This is a genomic window from Rhizobium leguminosarum (genome assembly GCF_004123835.1).
GTDB lineage: Bacteria > Pseudomonadota > Alphaproteobacteria > Rhizobiales > Rhizobiaceae > Rhizobium > Rhizobium leguminosarum_M.
Map to the genome: position 1 here is coordinate 759,419 of NZ_MZMU01000012.1, position 17,491 is coordinate 776,909.

Sequence of the window (17,491 nt, forward strand, 5' to 3'; positions counted from 1 at the left end):
GAGAGGCCCGGTCAAGGGCGGAGATGGTCGCGCAGTCCGCTTGCGATACAATTGCGGCGAAAAGCCGGCGGTTGGAATAAATTTCGATGACGTAAGTCTCTGATAAATGACGATATTTTAGGTAGGGTAAGTCGTGTTTGGCGAGCCACGCCTCGGAGCTGGCGATCGGGCGGCCGCCAAGGCCGGTTGACTTCATCCCTGCGCTTGCCTAACCATCCCGATAACGGATGGTCGACTGACCATCCTGACATAACGGATGGTTCCGGATCGGTGTTGCGCCCTTCCGGATGAAAAGGGAATGTGACGGGGCGGACCCAAGCCGGGCGCTTTCATCACAGCCGACCCCGCGACTGTAGAGCGGTCAGGGTCTTCCATCCGGCATCAGGCCTTTCCGGCCGGCGGCTTGCAATAATGCAGGCGGGCGGGATGGGCGACATGCCGGAAAAGCCACTGGATATGCATGGTGATCAACCGGGGTCGGACGCCTCTCAAGTCTACGAATCGTCCACCTTTTCACCGATGCAGCCGGGAAGGCGAGGATGATCCGCTGGCACGATCAGGGCGACCGGTTTCCGGTCCGCCCCGATCGCGGCCGATAACCGCGAGCCAGGAGACCTGCCATGCGTGCCGGGCGAGAAGCCCACACCTGGGCACTATGCCCGCTGCCAGCACGGAGGTTGTTTTGGCTGAACGATTGAATTCAGCGCGGCCTGGTGCGGCGCTATTTGCTTCCTCTTCTCCCCAGCGGGGAGAAGGTGGCCCGAAGGGTCGGATGAGGGGGCCGCACGGCACGCCGCTCATTGCCCTTCGCTTGCGCTCCGTGCATTCGCTCCTGTCGTCGCTCACCCCCTCAACCGCCTGCCGGCACCTTCTCCCCGCTGGGGAGAAGAGGTATGCGGCAACGCGTTATTCCTTCTCATCCCGCAGAGACCAGAGAAACGGCCGTAGCTCACGGCTTGCTCCCTCCTCTCCCCAGCGGGGAGAAGGTGGCCCGCAGGGTCGGATGAGGGGGGCGGCACGGCGTGCCCTATCTCATCAACAGAGCGCTTTCACATGACGGCTGCCCCCTCCAACACTGTCTTCATCCTCGGCGGCGCGCGCTCCGGCAAATCCAGCTTCGCCGAATCCCTTGTCGTCGCCACCGGCCTCGATCGCCACTACCTCGCCACCGGCCGCGCCTGGGACGAGGAGATGCAGGCGCGCATCACCCAGCACAAGACCGATCGCGGCCCATCCTGGACGACGCATGAAGAGCCGCTCGATCTCGTCGGCAAACTCGCCGCCATAGACGGCGAGGGGCGCATCGTGCTGATCGATTGCCTGACGCTCTGGGTCACCAATCTGATGATGGAGGAGCGGAACATGGCGGCGGAATTTGCCGCACTTGCCGATTTTCTGCCCGCCGGGAAGGCGCGGCTCGTTTTCGTTTCCAACGAGGTCGGCCTTGGCATCGTGCCCGACAATCGCATGGCGCGGGATTTTCGCGATCATGCCGGCCGGCTGCACCAATCGATCGCGGCGAAGGCCACTGAGGTCTATTTCATCGCGGCAGGCCTGCCGCTGAAAATTAAGGGTTAAGTCCATGAACCAGCAGAAGATTCCCGCAACCGTAATCACCGGCTTCCTCGGCGCCGGCAAGACGACGATGATCCGCAATCTACTCACCAACGCCGGCGGCAAGAAGATCGCGCTTATTATCAACGAGTTCGGCGATCTCGGCGTCGATGGCGACGTGCTGAAGGGCTGCGGTGCGGAGAATTGCACCGAGGACGACATCATCGAGCTCACCAATGGCTGCATATGCTGCACCGTTGCGGACGACTTCATTCCAACGATGACGAAGCTGCTCGAGCGCGAGCAGCGGCCCGACCATATCGTCATCGAGACTTCTGGCCTTGCCCTGCCGCAGCCGCTGGTCGCCGCCTTCAACTGGCCTGACATTCGCACCCAGGTGACCGTCGACGGCGTTATTACGGTGGTCGACAGCGCGGCTGTTGCCGCCGGCCGTTTTGCCGACGACCATGATGCCGTCGACGCGCGCCGTGCCGAAGATGAATCGCTCGACCACGAAAGCCCGATCGAGGAGCTGTTCGAGGATCAGCTCACCTGCGCCGATCTCATCGTGCTCAACAAGACAGACCTGATCGATGCCGCCGGCCTTATCAGGGTACGCGACGAGGTCGCCTCCCGCACGGTGCGCAAGCCCGTGATGATCGAGGCGCGGAATGGCGAGGTGTCGGCCGGCATCCTGCTCGGCCTCGGCATCGGCACGGAGGACGATGTCGCCAATCGCAAGTCGCATCACGAGCTGGAGCATGAAGACGGTGCGCCGCACGACCATGATGAATTCGACAGCTTCGTCGTCGATCTCGGACCCATTGCCGATCCCGCCGGCTTCGTCGAAGCGCTGAAGGACATCATTGCCGCCCATGACGTGCTGCGTCTCAAGGGTTTCGTCGACGTTTCAGGCAAGCCGATGCGCCTGCAGCTCCAGGCCGTCGGCAGCCGCATCGACCATTATTTCGACCGCGCTTGGACGCCTGGCGAAAAACGCGGCACACGCCTCGTCGTCATTGGCCTGCATGAGATGGATCAGCATGCGGTGAGGGCGGCGATCGAAGCGCTGGCGTAACGCGATGCATCTTCTTTTGGCCCAGCAGGGAACAATCAGCGACGGCGAGGAGGCAATCGACCTCGGGCAGACGCCGGGCGATATCCTGTTTCTGTCGGCGGCCGACAGCGAGCTTGCCGCGATCGCAACCGCCCATCGCGAGCGCGGGGCGGCACGTTCGCTGAGGCTCGCCAGCCTGATGAGCCTCAAGCATCCGATGTCGGTCGACACCTATGTCGAGCGCACGGCGCGGCAGGCCAAGCTGATCATCGTCCGCGCACTCGGCGGCGCCAGCTATTTCCACTATGCGCTGGAGGCGCTGCATGCGGCGGCGGCCCGCTCCGGTGCACTGATTGCGGTCTTGCCGGGCGATGCCAGGCCAGATGCCGGGCTGGTTCCGTTCTCGAATGTCGATCTCGACGATCTCAACGCGCTCTGGGCCTATTTGATCGAGGGCGGCGATGCCAATGCGCGGGCCTTTCTCGATTATGCCGGGGCGATGCTGTCGGGCGCCGAGAAGCCTGCGCCGGCCGTGCCGCTGATGAAGGCCGGTATTTGGTGGCCGGGGCGGGGATTGATCGGGGTTGAGGAATGGCGGCGGGTTGTTGCGGAGGTGTCTTCGCGTGTGGTGCCCGCCTTATCCGCCGAGCTCGGGATACCCCCCTCTGTCCTGCCGGACATCTCCCCCACAAGGGGGGAGATCAGGGATGATAGGTTTCGTTCCATCTCGTCAGCTGAAGGTGCGGCATCCCCAAACACTTCTTCTTTGGGAAACCCTAGCGACTTGCCGATCTCCCCCCTTGTGGGGGAGATGTCCGGCAGGACAGAGGGGGGTACCTCAAGTTCGGTGGAAGAAGTGGGATTCGAACCGTCTTCCCCTATCGTCGCCATCAGCTTCTACCGCGCCCTCGTCCAAAGCGGCGAAACCGGACCGATCGAAGCTCTCATCGAGGCGCTGACGACACTCGGTCTCCGGCCGCTGCCGGTCTTTGCCTATAGTCTCAAAGATCCGATTTCGACAGGCATTCTCGAAAGCGTATTTTCGGCGTTGAAACCCGACGTTGTCATCAACACGACGGGCTTTGCCGTCTCCGCACCGGGTGCGGACCGGCAGGCGACGGTGCTGGAGGCGAATGAGGCGATCGTGCTGCAGGCGATCCTCTCGGCCTCGTCGAGGGAGGCATGGGCGGCGTCCTCGCAGGGCCTGTCGGCGCGCGATCTCGGCATGAACGTGGCGCTGCCGGAGGTCGACGGCAGAGTGCTGGCGCGGGCGATCTCCTTCAAGACAGCGGCGCGCTATGATGCTCTGGTCGAGACGAATATCGTTGCCAGCGAGCCCGATGCGGGCCGAGTGCGCTACACGGCGGAACTCGCCGCCAACTGGGCACGGCTGCGGAAGACATCGGCTGGCGACCGGCGCATCGCGCTCGTCATGGCGAACTATCCGAACCGCGACGGAAGGCTCGGTAATGGCGTCGGTCTCGATACGCCGGCCGGCACCATCGAGGTGCTGAAGGCTATGCGGGCGGCGGGGTATCCGGTCACCGAGATTCCGGCCGATGGCGATGCGCTGATCCGCCACCTGATGGAAGGGCCGACCAATTCCGGTTCCGACGGAAAGATCATCCGCGAGACGCTTTCCCTGAGTCGCTACAACAGCTTCCTGGAATCTCTTCCCAATAAGATTCAGGATGAGGTGAGAGCCCGCTGGGGCAATCCGCAAGACGATCCGTATTTTCGCGAGGGCGTCTTCGCCCTGCCGTTCGCCCGTTTCGGCGAGGTGCTTGTCGGCATCCAGCCGGCGCGCGGCTATAATATCGATCCGAAGGAGAGTTATCATTCACCGGATCTCGTGCCGCCGCACGGTTATCTCGCCTTCTACGCTTTCCTGCGCCGCGAGTTCGGTGCGCATGCGATCATCCATATGGGCAAACACGGCAATCTCGAATGGCTGCCGGGCAAGGCGCTGGCGCTGTCTGAAAGCTGCTATCCCGAGGCGATCCTCGGGCCGCTGCCGCATCTCTATCCCTTCATCGTCAACGATCCGGGCGAGGGCACGCAGGCCAAGCGCCGAAGTGCGGCCGTTATCATCGACCACCTGACGCCGCCTTTGACGCGGGCCGAGAGCTACGGGCCATTGAAGGATCTGGAGGCGTTGGTCGACGAATATTACGAGGCCTCCGGCGGCGATCCTCGTCGCATCCGTCTGCTCAGCCGTCAGATCCTCGATCTGGTGACCGATATCGGCCTCGACCGTGATGCCGGCATTGCCAAGGGTGAAAGCGAGGGTGAGGCGCTGAAGAAGCTCGACGCCTATCTCTGCGACCTCAAGGAAATGCAGATTCGCGACGGGCTGCATGTGTTCGGCGTGTCGCCCGAGAGGCGGCTGCTGACGGACTTGACGGTGGCGCTGGCGCGGGTGCCGCGCGGGTTGGGCGAGGGCGGGGATGCAAGTTTGCAGCGGGCGATCGCTGTGGATGCGGGATCGGGCGGCGTGCGGGGGATACCCCCCTCTGTCCTGCCGGACATCTCCCCCACAAGGGGGGAGATCGGCAAGTCGCTAGGGCTTCCCACAAAAGAATCGTTGGAGAATACCGTACCGTTGTCCGAGGAGATGGAGCGAGACCTCTCATCCTCCATCTCCCCCCCTGTGGGGGAGATGTCCGGCAGGACAGAGGGGGGTGCCTCCTCCTTCGACCCTCTCGACACCGACATGGCCGCTCCCTGGGCCGGCCCACGTCCTGATATCCTCGCGGATGTTCTCGACGCTCCCTGGCGCACCAATGGCGACACCGTCGAGCGCATCGAACTGCTCGCTGCAAAGTTCGTCTCCGGCGAAATAGAGTGCCCGGCCCTCTGGTCTAAAACCGGGTTGGTACTCTCCGAGATCGAAACCCGTCTTACGCCCTCCATCCTCGCCTGCGGCCCGGCCGAAATCGCCGGCCTGCTCAAGGGCCTCGACGGTCGCTTCGTTGCGCCCGGCCCCTCCGGCGCGCCGACGCGCGGGCGGCCGGACGTGCTGCCGACCGGGCGCAATTTCTACTCGGTCGACAGCCGTGCGGTGCCGACGCCGGCCGCCTACGAGCTCGGCAAGAAATCGGCGGAGCTGCTGGTGCGCCGTTATGTGCAGGATCACGGTGAATGGCCTGTCTCCTTCGGGCTGACGGCCTGGGGCACCTCGAACATGCGCACCGGCGGCGACGATATCGCCCAGGCCCTGGCGCTGATCGGCGTCAAGCCGCTCTGGGACATGAGCTCGCGCCGTGTCACCGGCTACGAGATCATTCCACCGGCGATGCTCGGGCGGCCGCGCGTCGACGTGACGCTCAGGATCTCCGGCTTCTTCCGCGATGCTTTTCCCGAGCAGATCGCGCTGTTCGACAAGGCGATCCGCGCCGTCGGCGCGCTGGAGGAAGATGTCGGCGACAATCCCATCGCTGAGCGGATGCGCGGCGAGGCGGCTAGGCTTGCGGCCGCCGGCCTCGACGAGGTGTCGGCAAAACGCCGGGCAGGCTATCGTGTGTTCGGCTCGAAACCCGGCGCCTATGGCGCCGGGTTGCAGGCGCTGATCGACGAAAAGGGCTGGGAGCGGCGCGCCGATCTCGCCGAGGCCTATCTCGTCTGGGGCAGCTATGCCTATGGCGCCGGCGAGGAGGGCAAGGCCGAGCGCGGCCTGTTCGAGGAGCGGCTGCGCTCGGTGCAGGCTGTGATCCAGAACCAGGACAATCGTGAGCACGACCTGCTCGACAGCGACGACTATTACCAGTTCGAGGGCGGCATGGCCGCCGCCGCCGAGCAGCTCGCCGGCGCGCGCCCTTCGATCTATCATAACGACCATTCCAGGCCGGAAAAGCCGGTGATCCGCTCACTGGAAGAGGAGATCGGCCGGGTCGTGCGCGGGCGCGTCGTCAATCCGAAATGGATCGCGGGCGTCATGCGTCACGGCTACAAGGGGGCGGCTGAGATCGCTGCCACCGTCGATTATCTCTTTGCCTTTTCGGCGACGACGGGCGCAGTCGGCGAACATCATTTCGAGGCCGTCTACCAGGCCTTTGTCACTGATGCGGCCGTGCGTGACTTCATGATCGAGAAGAACCCAGCGGCATTCGACGAGATGAGGGAGCGGCTGCGCGAAGCAATCGACCGCAGCCTCTGGACGCCGCGCAGCAATTCGGCCCGGTTCGACCTGGCCGCTGAACGATAGAATGAGGTGAACCAATGAGCGACGAAGCACCAGAGAACGAGATCCCGGGAAACGAAACCGGAAAAGACGACGCGCGCCACGCCGAGAAGATGGCGAAGAAGAAGGCCGCGCGCGACAAGATCATGGCGACCAAGACGGACGGCAAGGGCCTGATCATCGTGCATACCGGCAAAGGCAAGGGCAAGTCGTCTTCCGCCTTCGGGATGATCTTCCGCCACATCGCCCATGGCAAGCCGTCCGCCGTCGTGCAGTTCATCAAGGGCGCGATGTGGACCGGCGAGCGCGATCTGATCGAGAAGCATTTCTCCGATCTCTGCCAGTTCCACACGATGGGCGAGGGTTTCACCTGGGAAACGCAGGACCGCGCCCGCGATGTCGCCGCAGCCTCCGCCGCCTGGGAAAAGGCCAAGGAGCTGATCCGCGACGAGCGCAATTCCATGGTGCTGCTCGACGAGATCAACATCGCGCTGCGCTACGACTATCTCGATATCAACGAGGTGGTGGAATTCTTAAAGACCGAAAAGCCCGCCTTGACGCATGTCGTGCTGACCGGCCGCAACGCCAAGGAGGAACTGATCGAGATCGCCGATCTGGTCACCGAGATGCAACTGATCAAACATCCCTTCCGCTCCGGCATCAAGGGCCAGCCAGGCGTCGAGTTCTGAGGCGGTCAGTTGAGCGCGAGGCTGCGCAGGATGGCGGCCGTTTCGTCGTCTGCCGGGAAGAAGGATTCGACCGCGAGTTCCGACAAAGTGATGTCGACGGGGGTGCCGAAGACCGTCGTTGTCGAGATCAGCGAAAGCAAGCCAGCCTTGGTCGAAAGCTGAAGAGGGACAGCGATGCCGGCATAGTCGGCATGGACCTCGCCAGCAGTTTTGGGCGCTGGATAGGACAGCAACTCCTTCAAAAGCTTGTCCAGCATTGGATCGCCCGAAGCCGAGAACTGTTGGCGCAGCCTGCCGATAAGGTGGGCGCGCCACTCGGAGAGGTTTTTGATATGGGGCGCCAATCCTTGCGGATGCAGGCTGAGGCGCAGTACGTTGACGGGCGGCGTGAGCAGGGACTGGTCGGCAACGGCTGAGAGCAGCGGAGCGATGGCCGCATTGGCTGCGATGAGTGTCCAATGGCGGTCGACGGCAATTGCTGGGAAGGGCTCGTGCCCCTTCAGCACCATGTCGATGGCGCGACGGGCCGGTTCCAGTGCGGGATCGTCGAGCGCGCGTTCGGCAAAAACAGGAGCGAAACCCGCCGCGAGCAGCAGCGGGTTCCGATCGCGAAGGGGCACGTCGAGCCGTTCGGCAAGATGCAGCAGCATGTCGCGGCTCGGTGTCGAGCGCCCGCTCTCGATGAAGCTCAGATGCCGCTGCGAGATCTCCGCCTCCAGCGCGAGGTCGAGCTGGCTCATGCGGCGGCGCTGGCGCCATTCGCGCAGATGGTCTCCAAGGGAGCGGGCGGTCAGCGTCATCAGGTGGCTTCCGGCAGCAAATCTATGAAACCGCGGACGGATTTCAGCTTGCCGCCTTCGAGCTCGGCGAAATCCGTGCCCTTGATCAGCGCTTCGCCATTTTCCGGGCCGAGGCCCCAGGAGAAGCGCAGGTTGTCGCCGTAGCCATCGGCCGCCCCGATCAGGGCGAAGCGGAAGCCGGGGAAGCGGTTTTGCACGGCCTCGACCAGCGAGTTGATCTGCTCATGGCCTTCGCCGCGCATCAGTGGGTCGATATAGGTCGCGGCTTTGCTCCAGCTCTCGGCGATGAGAGCGCGGCGGCGAGCGGCATCCGTCTCATTCCAGATGGCGAGACAGCGCTCTGCGTTGGTGTTTGCGTCGTTCATCGGGTCATCTCCTTTTGATCGCCCGTCAATTCCAGGCAGCCCGATCATGCGGGAAGGCGATGCATCTTATCAATTACGTCAGAGGTAATGGAAGATGGTCGAGGGTTCGGTCAGACGCCGAGCCAGACACGCAGCGGATTTGCCGGGTCGGCGAGCAGCTTTACCGCAAGGGCGACGCAGACGATCACGAGCAGCGGCTTGATGAGCTTTGCGCCGATGCGCATGGCAAGCCGCGAGCCCAGCTGGGCGCCGAGGAACTGACAGGCACCCATCAACAGGCCGATCTTCCAGAGTATTGCCCCGAAGCTTGCGAAGACGATCAGCGCGCCGAAATTCGAGCCGAGATTGAGAAGCTTGGTGTGGGCCGTCGCCTTCAGCATGCCGAAGCCGGCGAGCGTGACGAAGGCCAACATGAAGAAGGAGCCCGTGCCGGGGCCGAAGACGCCGTCATAGAAGCCAATGACAGGTACCAGCGTCAGGCCGAAGGTAAAGGGAGTCACGCGGCGATGCGTGTCGAGGTCGTTGAGGTTCGGCTTGACGGCGAAGAAGATGGCGATCGCCACCAGGAGCACCGGCATGATGGCCTGCAGCACCTGGCCTGGAACGATGGTGGCGAGTGCCGCGCCGAGCGCCCCGCCCATGATGGCCATCAGCGCCATCGGCAATTGTTCCGCAAGCTGCACATGGCCCTTGCGGGCGTAGGCGATCGTGGCCGAGGCGGCGCCGAAGAGGGACTGCACCTTGTTGGTGCCGAGGGTCTGAAGTGGCGGAATGCCCGCGATCAGCATGACGGGAACGGTGATGAGGCCGCCGCCGCCGGCAATAGAATCGACGAAACCGGCAAAGAAAGCCGCTGCGCAGAGCAGCAGAAGCAGATGGAAGGCGATATCGGGCAAGGTGGTATTCCAGGCAGGGATTTCGGACGGCCTTGTTGCATTTGCCGCCCCAAGCTGCAATGGCTGCGAGGACACGGGCAAGGCGCATTCGGCGGCGGTTTTCCATGAGCGATATCTCTTTCGATAGGGCGAGGCGTTACGTGCTCGGCCTCGGCTGCGAGCGCGGTACGTCGCCTGCCGAGGTGCTGGCGCTTGCGATCGAGGCGCTCGATGTAGCCGGTATCCGCGCGGCGGAACTCGCAGCCATTGCCTCGATCGACAGCCGAAGACTGGAGCCGGCGATCCTTGCCGTTGTCGCGCATTTTTCCGTGCCTGCCGTCTTCTTCGGCGCGCCGCGGCTGGAGGAGGAGACTCCGCGGCTTGCGAATCCCTCTGCGATCGTCTTTGCCCGCGTCGGCTGCCATGGGGTCGCCGAGGCCGCTGCGCTTGCGGCTGCGGGGCCGGATGCCGATCTTGCTGTCGCCAAGATCAAATCTGCACATGCGACGGTGGCAGTTGCCTGCAGCGGGTTGCAGAAAGCCTAGTGGACGTTATGGTGGCGGCAATTCGCGGCGCCGTCCGGCAGCTTCGCGGTTCACATTTAGAGGATATCTCATGCATAAGGTCATCTATGACACCGACCCTGGCGTCGACGACGCCATGGCGCTTCTCTTCCTGCACCGTCATCCCGAAATCGACCTTCTCGGCATCACTACCGTCTTCGGCAATGCCTCGGTGGAGACGACGACGCGCAATGCGCTCTTCCTCAAGCGCGAATGGAATATTGCAGCTCCCGTTTCCAAGGGCGCTGGCGTCACCATCGATCACACGCGCGAGGATCGCGCATGGCCGGCCATGGTGCACGGCGATAACGGCCTCGGCAATATCGCGGTGCCTGAGACGGTCGACGTGCCCGTCGATCCGCGCCCTGCGCATCGCTTCATCATCGACACCGTGCGCTCCCATCCGGGCGAGGTCCGTCTCGTCGCCGTCGGACGGATGACCAATCTGGCGCTGGCGCTGAAGGAAGACCCCGAGATCGCGACGCTGGTCAAGGACGTCGTTATCATGGGCGGCAATTTCTATGTGCCGGGCAATGTCTCGCCGGTCGCCGAGGCCAATATTCATGGCGATCCCGAGGCGGCCGACATCGTCATGACCGCGCCGTGGAAGGTCGTCGTCATCGGTCTCGACGTCACATCCATCACCACGATGAGCCGCAGCTATCTCGGGGGGATGGCGGCGAAGGGCGACGGGGCGGTGAAGCTGCTCGACGCGCTGTCGCAGCATTATATCGATTTCTACAGCCATTCGGTCGAGGACGGCATGATGGTACATGACAGCTGCGCCTGCGTTTACGTCGTGGCGCCCGAGCTGTTCTCGTCGATTACAGGCGCCGTGCGCGTCGTCTGCGGCGGCATCGCCGACGGCCAGACCATCGTCAAGCCGGACGGCCGGCGTTTTCCGCCGGGCGACTGGGACGGCTTGCCGAGCCAGGTCATCTGCACCGGCATCGAGTCAGAGAAGGTCATCGACCTCATCCGCGACACGCTGCTTGCGGCCTGACTGCTTGGGAGCCGGCTGCGGCGCAGCCGGCTCTGCGACAATACAACAATAATTCATAGTGTTATTCGGATTTCCCGAGGATTTGAATCCGCTTCCTCGCAAACTGAGTCTTGATCATCTCAGCAACTTCGAGTGAGGCGCTGCTGGCGGCGTTGACCTTACCCCTTACGGGGCCTAGATCAGCGGGATGATCGATGCCGCATTCTCCCATCTTCCGGCGCTGGAGCCGGGCAGCGTCTGGCTCGTCGGCGCAGGTCCCGGCGATCCCGGGCTGTTGACGCTGCTTGCCGCCAAGGGGCTTTCCGAAGCCGACGTTATCGTCCACGATGCGCTGGTTAATGAGGAGTGCCTGGCGCTGGCGCGGCCGGAAACGCTGGTGGAATATGCCGGCAAACGCGGCGGTAAGCCTTCGGCGAAGCAGCGCGACATTTCGCTGCGGCTGGTGGAGCTGGCGCGCGCCGGCAAGCGGGTGTTGCGGCTGAAGGGCGGCGATCCCTTCGTCTTCGGCCGCGGCGGCGAGGAGGCGTTGACGCTGGTCGAACACAATATCCCCTTCCGCATCGTGCCAGGCATCACCGCCGGTATCGGAGGGCTTGCCTATGCCGGCATTCCGGTGACGCATCGCGACATCAACCATGCCGTGACCTTCCTCACCGGCCATGATTCTTCGGGCATCGTGCCCGACAGAATCAACTGGGAGGCGATCGGCCGAGGTTCGCCCGTCATCGTCATGTACATGGCGATGAAGCATATCGCGGAGATCAGCGCCCGCCTGATCGCCGCAGGCCGGCTGCCGTCCGAGCCCGTCGCCTTCGTCTGCAATGCCGCCACCGGCCGGCAGCAGGTGCTGGAGACGACGCTCGGAGAGGCGACTGAGGCTGTCGCCGCTTCAGGGCTTGAACCGCCGGCCGTCGTCGTCGTCGGCGAGGTGGTGCGGCTCAGGGCTTCACTCGATTGGCTCGGTGCGCTGGCTGGGCGGCGCTTGCTACCCGATCCGTTCCGCCAGTCAGGCAAGGTGAGGGCATGAGCGGCCTCCTGATCGCAGCACCTTCCTCGGGCGCCGGCAAGACGACGGTGACGCTCGGGCTGCTCCGGGCGCTTCGCCGGCGCGGCATCGCGGTCGCGCCCGGCAAGGCCGGCCCTGACTATATCGATCCCGCCTTCCATGCGGCCGCAAGCGGCACGCTCTGCCTGAATTTCGATCCCTGGGCGATGCGCGGGGAATTGATCTCGGCCAATGCCGCCCTTCACCGTTCCGGCGACCGCATCCTCGTCATCGAGGCGATGATGGGGCTTTTCGACGGGGCGGCTGACGGAAGAGGAACGGCGGCCGATCTGGCGGCCCAGCTTGGGCTTTCCGTGGTGTTGGTTGTCGATGCCTCGCGCATGTCGCAGTCGGTGGCGCCGCTGGTTACTGGTTTTGCCGGTTTCCGTGCCGATGTGCGGGTTGCCGGCGTCATCCTCAACAAGGTCGGCAGCGACCGGCACGAGGCGATGCTGCGGCAGGCGCTCGAAGCTATCCGTATGCCTGTCATCGCCGTCATCGGCAGCGACAAAGGGCTTTCCCTGCCGGAACGTCATCTCGGGCTCGTGCAGGCCGGTGAACACGCAACGCTCGACGGTTTCATCGACCATGCGGCAGATGCCGTTTCCGAGAAATGCAATTTCGAATTCCTGTTGCGCATTGCAAGGCAGGGGCTCAACCGGCCGTCGGCCGCCAATATCGACCGCCTGATGCCGATCGGCGCCCGCATCGCCGTGGCGCGCGATGTCGCCTTTGCCTTTTCCTACGAGCATATGCTGCTCGGCTGGCGCCGCCGGGGTGCTGCGATCTCCTTCTTCTCACCGCTCGCCGACGAGCCGCCAGCTGCCGATGCCGATGCGATCTATCTGCCTGGCGGTTATCCCGAGCTGCATGCCGGACGGCTCGCAGAGGCGCAGAATTTCCGCGCCGGCATGCTCGACGCGGCGGCGCGCGACATCAGGATCTACGGCGAGTGCGGCGGCTACATGGTGCTCGGCGACGGGTTGATCGATGCGGAGGGCAAGCGTCATCAGATGCTCGGCCTGCTGCCCGTCGTCACCAGCTATGCCAAGCGGAAACGCCATCTCGGCTATCGCCGTGTTGTGCCGCTCGACGGTGCCTTCTTCGCGCGAATGATGACGGCCCATGAGTTCCACTATTCCACCGTCGTCTCCGAGGGCGAGGGCAAGCGGCTTTTTCAGGTGCAGGATGCGCTCGGAACCGATCTGGGTGCCGCCGGTCTCAGGCGCGACCAGGTGGCAGGCTCCTACATGCATCTGATCGATCTTGCCGGAGTTGCAGGATGAGCGCACCGATCGTCCACGGCGGCGGCATCACCGCGGCTGCCGTTGCCTTCGGCGGCAGGGCGGACGACTGGCTCGACCTTTCCACCGGCATCAATCCGTGCCCTGTCGTACTACCTGACATTCCGGCAAAAGCCTGGCATCGCCTGCCGGACCGGCATCTTTTTGATGAGGCAAGGCGTGCAGCACGCGACTACTATGGCACCGGCGAGATCCTGCCGCTGCCGGTGCCAGGCACACAATCGGTGATCCAGCTTCTGCCGCGCCTCGTCGAGGCGGGCAGGCTGGTTGGCGTCATGGACAACAGGCTTGCCGTGACGGACAACAGGGTTGCCGTGGTAACGCCGACCTATGGCGAGTATGCGCGCGCCTTCGCCTCGGCCGGTTTTGCCGTCGATGCGGTTAACGATATTGCCGTGATCGGAGCCGGGCATCGGCTGGCTGTCGTCGTCAATCCGAACAATCCTGACGGGCTAGTATCGCCGCCCGAAACACTGATTGCCCTGCACGACAGGATGAAGGCAGCGGCCGGACTTCTCGTCGTCGACGAAGCCTTCGGCGATACCGATCCGACGCTCAGCCTTGCATCCCGTGCGCCGCAGCTTTCCAATCTGGTGATTTTTCGCTCCTTCGGCAAATTCTTCGGGCTTGCCGGCCTGCGGCTCGGTTTTGCGATTGCCCGCAGCGATATTCTCGCACGTTTTGAAGACTGGCTCGGCCCCTGGGCGGTTTCCGGCCCGGCTCTTTCGATTGCAGGTTCGCTGCTGCGCTCGGATGTTTCTCCGATTCGCGACCGCATCAATGAACGCTGCGCCGGCCTGCATGCGGTGCTGAAAGGCGCCGGGTTGCAGATTTCAGGAGGGACGGCGCTCTTCACCCTTGTCGCCGATGCGAGAGCCGGCGACATTTACACGCATCTCTGCCGCCATCATATTCTCGTCCGCAAGTTCGACTATGCGCCGGATTGGCTGCGTTTCGGGCTGACGCCCGATCCGGCGGCAGACAGGCGGCTTGGCGAAGCCCTTCAGAGATTTGAGCGATGACGATCGACGAAAACCTTCTCGTACTGCTTCTGGCGCTACTACTCGACCGGATCGCCGGCGATCCGCAATGGCTGTGGTCGCGGATGCCGCATCCCGTTGTCATGTTCGGCGCGGCGATCTCCTATGCCGACCGGCAGCTCAACCCGGCAAGCCTCACGGGCTCGCAACGTCGAACGAACGGCGTCGCCGCCATCCTGACGCTGCTTCTTTTGGCGGTGGCCGCCGGCTTCGTGTTCAACCGGTTCTTCGCGCTGTTCGGCCTTGTCGGCATCTTGCTGGAAACCGGGCTGGTGGCGATCTTCCTGGCGCAGAAAAGCCTTGCCGATCACGTTGCGGCCGTGGCCGTCGCCTTACGCGACGAGGGGCTTGCCGGCGGGCGGACCGCAGTTTCCCGCATCGTCGGACGCGATCCCGAGACACTGGACGAGCCGGCCGTCTGCCGCGCGGCGATTGAGAGCCTTGCCGAGAATTTCTCCGACGGCGTTGTGGCGCCGGCGCTTTGGTATACCGTCTTCGGCCTGCCGGGGCTCTTCGCCTACAAGATGCTGAACACGGCGGATTCGATGATCGGCCATAAGTCGGATAAATACATCGACTTCGGCTGGGCGGCCGCCCGCCTCGACGATGTCGCCAACTGGCCGGCCGCCCGCCTCTCCATCCTGCTGATTGCCGCCGGCGCCTGGATCCGGCGGGGCACAAGCGCCGGCCGTGAGGCGATCCGCGTGGCGATGCGCGACGGGGCTCTGCACCGTTCGCCGAACTCCGGCAGACCGGAGGCAGCCATGGCAGGTGCGCTGAACGTTCAGCTCGCCGGACCGCGCATCTATGGCGGTGTCATCGTGCGTGAACCGATGATCAACGACGCCGGCCGCGACGTGGCGACGTCAGGTGACATCGAGGATGGCGTATCGGTATTCTATGCCAGCTGCATGGTGCTCGCCGGTGTTACGTTCGGGCTATTTTTGTGTTTTCTGTAGTTTGATCCATGAGGCGGGATGTGGGGTTGTGCCGTGCGGCTACCCCCTCTGCCCTGCCGGGGATCTCCCCCACAAGGAGGAGATCGACAGGAGGTTGGATCGTCGGTCACTTTCTGCCGGCAGAGAATGGCAAAGCCGTCGTTGTTTGGGGAAACCGCTGCGCCCATCCAATCCCCCCTGTGGGGGAGATGCCCGGCAGGGCAGAGGGGGTGCGACACAGCACACCCACGCCGCCGGTAGACAGCCCTCACTCAAACGTTTATGCGAAACGCCTCATAACCCTACCAGACCGGAAACACAGCGATGACAGTTCAGGTTGAATTACCGTGCCCGAAGTGCAAGAGCACCAAGATGAAGTTCGAGCGGCCCGAGATCCGGGAGACCGACATCATCACCTGTGCCGCCTGCGGCCATAATCTCGGCACCATGGCCTCGATCCGCGAGAAGATGAACAAGGCCTACCAGCAGCTCAATCAAGCTGGGGCGAAGCGCAAGCTTCAGTAAGCCTGCGGCGCACCCGCTTGCTGCCATGCGCCGTTAGAATTGTGATTACCATTCGGATTAAAGCAATATAATAAGTATTGCCGTAGTCTCTCTTTCGTGGGGGCGCAATTAAACTGCGCCAAGGCGATAAGAGGGTATCATGAAGACGATTTTGGCGGCTGCGGCCGCAAGTTTATTGCTGCAGTTTTCTCCCGTTGCCGCTCAGGCAGCAACGCTGGTCGCCAATATCAGCATCGGCAAGCAGACAATGACTGTTTCCGAGAACGGCTTCGTCAAGTATCGCTGGAAAGTTTCGACCGCGCGCAACGGCTATGTCACGCCGACCGGTTCGTGGCGCGCCAAGTGGCTGTCGCGCGATCACCGCTCCAGGAAATACGACAATGCGCCGATGCCGTACGCCGTGTTCTTCAACGGCGGTTATGCCGTTCACGCCACCTTCGACCTGAAGCGCCTGGGCCGGCCGGCCTCGCATGGCTGTGTTCGCCTGCATCCCGACAATGCCGCGCAGTTCTTCTCGCTGACGCGGCAGGCCGGCCTTGCCAATACCCGCGTGGTCATCACGCGCTGATCTCGGATCAGCAAATCGACAGCTGATCCCTTTTATGCGCTGATCTCAGATCAGCGCCTGACCCGAAATCGGCAGCTGATCCCAGTTTACGCGCTGATCATCCGCTCCAGCTCATCCATGTCGGGAACGATGATATGTCGGAAGTTCTCGATGCGAATGACGCCGCTCTTGCGCAGCCTGGTCATTTGACGGCTGACGGTTTCGATCGTCAGCCCGAGGAAATCGGCGATCTCGGCGCGGGATAGCGGCAGGTCGAAGGCGGTGCTCGTGGCCGTTTGCGTTTCGGCGTGGGTGGCGATGAGGTGGAGCAGGCTTGCGACCTTCTCTTCGGCGGTGCGCCGGCCGAGCGTCAGCATCCATTCGCGCGCGGCATCTAGCTCCTTCAGCGCCTGATTGTGCAGGCTGCGCTGCAGTTCCGGTGTCTCCGATATCATGCGGTCGAGCAGGTTACGGGGGAAGACGCAGATCGGTCGCAGCCTCGGCTGACAGCGTGCTTTCGCGCACGAAGGGCCTGCCGACGAAATCGGGAGCGAATTGCAGGCCGACGATCTGCTGGCGCCCGTCCGGCATCACCTTGCAGAGCTTTACCACCCCGCGCATGATGTTCGAATAGAAAGAGCTTTCCGAGCCTTGAGCGATGATCTCACTGCCGGCATCGACCTTGCGGCGCAGCGAGTGGCGGCCGAGTTCGCGGAGCTGGCTGCTCGACAGCGCGCCGCAGACGACGCCGTGCCGCGCCTGGCAGGAACGGCAGGCGCCGAGAGTGCCGGCCTCGGGAACCTCACTGCGTGGGACGTCCATGTCCTGATCCCTTCGAAATCCGCGTGTGCCGGTGTGGCTGCGCATGCCAGGCCCCTCGACGATTACGCCGCGATTGCGGGTTCGGCGATCCCGATTTCTTCCAGGGCGGCTTGATGATTATCAATTTCGCCGGGATTGCGATTTGATCCAGATCAAAGTTTCCGTGCCCGGCTGTTGTTGGAAG

The 17,491-nt window shown here is 63.5% G+C and carries 15 protein-coding genes, 1 pseudogene and 1 riboswitch; of the genes and pseudogenes, 12 read left to right on the top strand and 4 right to left on the bottom strand.

The genetic code is table 11. The annotated features are described in order from the left end of the window. Positions 1 to 240: 240 nt before the first annotated feature. Positions 241 to 637, top strand: a riboswitch (cobalamin riboswitch). Between the two features lie 416 nt (positions 638 to 1,053). From cobU to cobO, 4 genes are read left to right on the top strand one after another with little or no spacing between them, the layout of a single operon-like run. Beyond that, positions 1,054 to 1,578 (top strand): bifunctional adenosylcobinamide kinase/adenosylcobinamide-phosphate guanylyltransferase, encoded by a 525-nt coding sequence (gene cobU / locus B5P46_RS20555; RefSeq protein WP_129420324.1) that lies wholly within the window; start codon positions 1,054 to 1,056, stop codon positions 1,576 to 1,578. Between the two features lie 4 nt (positions 1,579 to 1,582). Next, positions 1,583 to 2,632 (top strand): cobalamin biosynthesis protein CobW, encoded by a 1,050-nt coding sequence (gene cobW, locus B5P46_RS20560; RefSeq protein WP_129420325.1) that lies wholly within the window; start codon positions 1,583 to 1,585, stop codon positions 2,630 to 2,632. 4 nt (positions 2,633 to 2,636) lie between these two features. Continuing rightward, a complete protein-coding gene (gene cobN / locus B5P46_RS20565; protein WP_129420326.1) occupies positions 2,637 to 6,815 on the top strand; it encodes a cobaltochelatase subunit CobN in 4,179 nt (1,392 codons plus the stop codon). 14 nt (positions 6,816 to 6,829) lie between these two features. After that, positions 6,830 to 7,480, top strand: coding sequence for a cob(I)yrinic acid a,c-diamide adenosyltransferase (cobO, locus tag B5P46_RS20570; RefSeq protein WP_129420327.1), 651 nt, complete (start codon positions 6,830 to 6,832; stop codon positions 7,478 to 7,480). Between the two features lie 5 nt (positions 7,481 to 7,485). Here the strand turns inward: cobO and B5P46_RS20575 are convergent, their stop codons facing one another. The 3 genes from B5P46_RS20575 to B5P46_RS20585 all read right to left on the bottom strand — a co-directional run bounded on the left by B5P46_RS20575 (position 7,486) and on the right by B5P46_RS20585 (position 9,541). Beyond that, positions 7,486 to 8,280: a helix-turn-helix domain-containing protein gene (locus B5P46_RS20575; RefSeq protein WP_129420328.1), complete on the bottom strand. Its 795-nt coding sequence runs from the start codon at positions 8,278 to 8,280 to the stop codon at positions 7,486 to 7,488. Next, complete coding sequence (locus tag B5P46_RS20580) at positions 8,280 to 8,693, bottom strand: nuclear transport factor 2 family protein (protein WP_206735378.1); 414 nt, start codon at positions 8,691 to 8,693, stop codon at positions 8,280 to 8,282. The genes B5P46_RS20575 and B5P46_RS20580 overlap by 1 nt, the downstream gene beginning before the upstream one ends. 62 nt (positions 8,694 to 8,755) lie before the next feature. Beyond that, positions 8,756 to 9,541: a TSUP family transporter gene (locus B5P46_RS20585; protein WP_129420330.1), complete on the bottom strand. Its 786-nt coding sequence runs from the start codon at positions 9,539 to 9,541 to the stop codon at positions 8,756 to 8,758. 104 nt (positions 9,542 to 9,645) lie between these two features. Between B5P46_RS20585 and B5P46_RS20590 the strand changes: the two genes are divergently transcribed. The 8 genes from B5P46_RS20590 to B5P46_RS20625 all read left to right on the top strand — a co-directional run bounded on the left by B5P46_RS20590 (position 9,646) and on the right by B5P46_RS20625 (position 16,506). Continuing rightward, a complete protein-coding gene (locus B5P46_RS20590) occupies positions 9,646 to 10,065 on the top strand; it encodes a cobalamin biosynthesis protein (protein ID WP_129420331.1) in 420 nt (139 codons plus the stop codon). 70 nt (positions 10,066 to 10,135) lie between these two features. Further along, positions 10,136 to 11,086 carry a nucleoside hydrolase gene (locus B5P46_RS20595; protein ID WP_129420332.1) on the top strand — a complete coding sequence of 317 codons (951 nt, stop codon included), beginning with the start codon at positions 10,136 to 10,138 and terminating at the stop codon, positions 11,084 to 11,086. A gap of 187 nt (positions 11,087 to 11,273) precedes the next feature. Next, positions 11,274 to 12,113 carry a uroporphyrinogen-III C-methyltransferase gene (gene cobA / locus B5P46_RS20600; protein ID WP_129420333.1) on the top strand — a complete coding sequence of 280 codons (840 nt, stop codon included), beginning with the start codon at positions 11,274 to 11,276 and terminating at the stop codon, positions 12,111 to 12,113. Then, on the top strand, positions 12,110 to 13,417 hold the full coding sequence (locus B5P46_RS20605) for a cobyrinate a,c-diamide synthase (protein ID WP_129420334.1): 1,308 nt from the start codon (positions 12,110 to 12,112) through the stop codon (positions 13,415 to 13,417). Before cobA ends, B5P46_RS20605 begins: the two co-directional genes overlap by 4 nt. Next, positions 13,414 to 14,457 (top strand): threonine-phosphate decarboxylase CobD, encoded by a 1,044-nt coding sequence (gene cobD, locus B5P46_RS20610; RefSeq protein ID WP_129420335.1) that lies wholly within the window; start codon positions 13,414 to 13,416, stop codon positions 14,455 to 14,457. The genes B5P46_RS20605 and cobD overlap by 4 nt, the downstream gene beginning before the upstream one ends. Continuing rightward, complete coding sequence (cbiB, locus tag B5P46_RS20615) at positions 14,454 to 15,434, top strand: adenosylcobinamide-phosphate synthase CbiB (RefSeq protein ID WP_129420336.1); 981 nt, start codon at positions 14,454 to 14,456, stop codon at positions 15,432 to 15,434. Before cobD ends, cbiB begins: the two co-directional genes overlap by 4 nt. A gap of 303 nt (positions 15,435 to 15,737) precedes the next feature. Beyond that, complete coding sequence (locus B5P46_RS20620) at positions 15,738 to 15,938, top strand: ECs_2282 family putative zinc-binding protein (RefSeq protein WP_113545838.1); 201 nt, start codon at positions 15,738 to 15,740, stop codon at positions 15,936 to 15,938. 139 nt (positions 15,939 to 16,077) lie between these two features. Next, on the top strand, positions 16,078 to 16,506 hold the full coding sequence (locus B5P46_RS20625) for a L,D-transpeptidase (RefSeq protein ID WP_129420337.1): 429 nt from the start codon (positions 16,078 to 16,080) through the stop codon (positions 16,504 to 16,506). Positions 16,507 to 16,592: 86 nt separating this feature from the next. On the opposite strand, the pseudogene B5P46_RS20630 reads toward B5P46_RS20625, so the two are convergent. Then, positions 16,593 to 17,307 (bottom strand): annotated as a pseudogene (locus B5P46_RS20630) (Crp/Fnr family transcriptional regulator). Between the last annotated feature and the right edge of the window lie 184 nt (positions 17,308 to 17,491).